The organism is Polaromonas sp. (genome assembly GCF_013817205.1).
Classification (GTDB): domain Bacteria; phylum Pseudomonadota; class Gammaproteobacteria; order Burkholderiales; family Burkholderiaceae_C; genus Polaromonas.
Window position 1 is genome coordinate 1 of sequence record NZ_JACDDD010000143.1, and the last position, 3,273, is coordinate 3,273.

Genomic DNA, 3,273 nt, shown 5'->3' on the forward strand with positions numbered 1-3,273 from the left:
CTCCTGCACCATACGGACCGCGCGTTCGCGTACTTCGGGGGAAAACTTGTTTGATTTCTTCATGGCTCCATCTTCTCAAAGGTTGGAGCCTCCTCAATTCCCGGGGCGATTCACTTCTGGCGGAATAAACCTTGCGAATGCTCGGCGTGAGTGGCTGCTATAGATACCGCCACCTTGGTGTTAAAGGGCTGGATGCTTTATCAGCATCGACTCTGCTTGGATGTCAACCTGGGATAAAGCGGGGTCAGCAGCATGCGCGCGTTGTCTTGCGCCGGGTCGTAGGTCGGTTCAACTGCTACGCGGCTGTAGCGGTTGTAGGCCGACGGTAATTTGGCACGATGCACCGAGCCGTCGGAAAGGGCATGTGGCTTGATGCCTAGCGGTAACAGGTCGATGTGGCTGGCCGCCGGGAAAACGCCGAACAGTCGCTCGCCGACGGGGACTTCCGCGCAGTTGGACGCTTGCACAGCCCCAAAGCCTCAGGTTGGGGTCATGCCCCAGCCCTCGGCGTCGGCGCCGGCCGGCGGAAAGAAGCCTCAGTAGCCGAGTTGCTCGCCCGTCACTGCGTAGGTCAGGTTGTTGGCCGAGTAGTAAATCGTTCAATCCGCACCCTCACGGCGCCGGCGCGAGCGGCGCAGCGGCGAGGCCGGCGTCCACCACACGCTACGGGTAAATTGCTGGCGATCGATTTGAAACTGCGCCATGGGATTTTTCTGGGGTAGGGGCGTAGAAGCTGAACGGTCTAGCCGTCACGCAATCTGCTTGGCGAGGCGCTGGAGGTTGGCCATCGCGGCCGGGGCTGCCTGATGCAGGCGGGCCACGATGGCCTTCTTCGCGGTCTCGTGGGGCTCGATGCTCTTGAGCATCTTGGTGACGGCATCGAGCCGACTTTGCACCAGCCAGCGGCCTATGGATGGTTCCTGAGACCAATGATATTGGTTCAGGGACCCTGCCAGCATCATGCGGATCCAGTCCGTGTCGTGATTGGGCAAGGGCACCACTCCGCACAGCTTGTTCTTTTGCGCCTCGTCCTGGTAGCTGGCCTCGACGTGGGCAATAAAGGCGGCGCTAAATACCGGCTGATAGGCGCGCACGGTTTGCGGCGTGATGCGCCTGCCTTCAAAAATTGGTCGCATGCTCATGTTGCCGATGGCACTAGCCGAGCAGTCTACATGGACCTGGCCAGAACTGGTGGGCAATTCGCCATGCTCCAGCACGATGCGCGAAGGCTCTATGCGCTGCACCCGGCCCATGCGGACGATGTTGCTGATCCGGCGCAACTGTTCCAACTCGACCTGGCTCACCGTGGCGCCATGAAACATTTTTGGGCGCACGCTTGTGTCGATCCGCAGCAACACGCCAGCAGCCTCCAGCCGATCGAACAGATCCTCGATGCCCGTTGCGGCTGCCGCAGCCTCGTATTGGGCCGCGATGCCGCCCACGGTGCTGCCGAAAAACTCATCCGTCGCCTGGGTGTTCTGGCGGTCCAGCAACCACGCGTCGCGCGGCATGATCCAGCGGATGTGGTCCGGGTCCACCCCCTGCGCCAGCAGCCACAGGCAGGCGTCAATGCCGGTTTTTCCGCCACCGACCACAACGTAGCCTTCTGGTTGCTCTGTCAGCGTTGGCAAACCATTCACGGGCATAAATCGTACGCCTTCGGCCACCGTGTAACCCGGCTTGTGATTGGCCGGCACGGAGGTCTTGAGCCAGGTCGCGTCAACCGTCTTGCGGCGCACGGTCACCGTGTAGCGCTGGCCGGTCAGGCGGTTGACAAAGGCGTCATCGCCCTGGACATCGCTCATTGCAAAATACTGGACCCGGCCGCTTGGCAACAGCTGGTGACGCATGACATCTTCGAAGTACGCCAGCACCTCGGTGCCACTGGCCAGATCGCCCAAGCCCTGGTTCCACCCCGACGGATCCCGGCGACCCTGGCTCAGTTCGACCGAGTTCACGCCGTAATAGGCGGAAGGCTGGTGCAAGGTGACAAAGGGATAGGCAATGTTCCAGTGACCGCCCGGCTTGGCCATACGATCCACCATGATGATGGTCGCGTCGCTCTCGGCGATCAACGTGTCGGCAAAGGCCATGCCCACGGCGCCCGCGCCAATGATCAGATAGTCAGCTTCAAGATGGATGGGGTCGGACATGGTGGGGTCTCCGGCGAGAGGGTGAAAATAACAGTGTTATCAAAATCTTAATAACATTGTTATTGCGCGTCAAGCGATTGAGAGAGAATGAGGAACGCCATCTTTCTGGCCACCTTTTTTTCCCGCCACACATGGACGACGCTAAATCCCGGATACTCACCGCCGCAACGGAGCTCTTCCTCGAAGGAGGTTACGACGCCCTGAGCGTGCGTGCCATTGCCACGCGTGCCGAGCTGTCCACCATCGGCATCTACAACCACTTCCAGGGCAAGCAGGGCATCCTGGATGCCTTGTATGCGGAGGGTTACGAGCGGGTGGCGCAGGGTATGGACGTCCAGGACCCCGACCCGAGGGCGGCGCTGTTGCACGCCTGTCGCAATTACCTGGACATCGCCGAGCGTTACCCTGCGCATTACGATTTGATCTATGGCAAGTCTGACAGCACCTACACTCCGTCCTCCCAAGCGAGCGCTGTGGCGGCACGCGCCTTCAGCGGCCTGCTAGCGCTGATTGCCCGCTTGGTGCCCGCTGGCACCAGCGACGCGGCCCGGCTCGACGCCGCCCTGCAGATCTGGTCCGTCATCCACGGCTTTGTCAGTCTGCGGCGCCATGTGATTGCTCAGGTTGTGTCCATGGATCACTGGCGCGACCGCGCACTTCCCGTGCTGGCGCTTGTGGCTGATGCATTGGCGAAGGGGGAATGCCTGACCGATCCCAGGCCGACGGACCCGGAGATCAAACCTCACGCCGAGCGCCGACGTGAGCCGCTTTCGAGCCGTGCCACGTAAGGCGGAAAATCGCGGTAAAAGTTCGGCGTGGTGGTTGGCAAGCCAGCTTGTGTCAGCGGGAAATCCGGGTTGGTTCGCATGCGGTCCGTTGCTGCACTGGTTATCGCAAGCGGGCGACCGCGGCGCCCGGCGCATGGAGTGTTTTGATAGGGCAGCAGGTATTCCTGCCGCCGGCAAAGCAGACGCGCGAACTCTCTAGTTCGGGTGGAAGCCCCTAAGGTCTTAAAGCGAGCCGCGTTGCCAAGTGATGCAGCGATTGTTGGCCGGCATGACCCGGTCTTCCAGCAAGGGGAGGCCCGCTTGGAGCGCGAGCGCATCAACGGCTTCAAAAT

At 61.3% G+C, this 3,273-nt stretch carries 3 protein-coding genes; 1 reads left to right on the forward strand and 2 read right to left on the reverse strand.

Annotation, left to right across the window (positions count from 1 at the left end; genetic code table 11):
* Positions 1 to 200 precede the first annotated feature (200 nt).
* Together H0W47_RS18480 and H0W47_RS18485 are read right to left on the reverse strand one after the other, a co-directional pair.
* Positions 201 to 467 carry a DUF2855 family protein gene (locus tag H0W47_RS18480; RefSeq protein WP_296927059.1) on the reverse strand — a complete coding sequence of 89 codons (267 nt, stop codon included), beginning with the start codon at positions 465 to 467 and terminating at the stop codon, positions 201 to 203.
* A 282-nt stretch (positions 468 to 749) separates the two neighbouring features.
* A complete protein-coding gene (locus H0W47_RS18485; protein ID WP_296927061.1) occupies positions 750 to 2,153 on the reverse strand; it encodes a hypothetical protein in 1,404 nt (467 codons plus the stop codon).
* A 131-nt stretch (positions 2,154 to 2,284) separates the two neighbouring features.
* On the opposite strand from H0W47_RS18485, the gene H0W47_RS18490 reads away from it, so the two are divergent.
* Positions 2,285 to 2,941: a TetR/AcrR family transcriptional regulator gene (locus tag H0W47_RS18490; RefSeq protein WP_296927063.1), complete on the forward strand. Its 657-nt coding sequence runs from the start codon at positions 2,285 to 2,287 to the stop codon at positions 2,939 to 2,941.
* Positions 2,942 to 3,273: the final 332 nt, after the last annotated feature.

Excerpts from the sequence above, each read along its gene's own strand:
- H0W47_RS18490 (WP_296927063.1), top strand. The coding sequence starts at position 2,285 with ATGGACGACGCTAAATCCCGGATACTCACCGCCGCAACGGAGCTCTTC.
- H0W47_RS18485 (WP_296927061.1), bottom strand. The coding sequence starts at position 2,153 with ATGTCCGACCCCATCCATCTTGAAGCTGACTATCTGATCATTGGCGCG.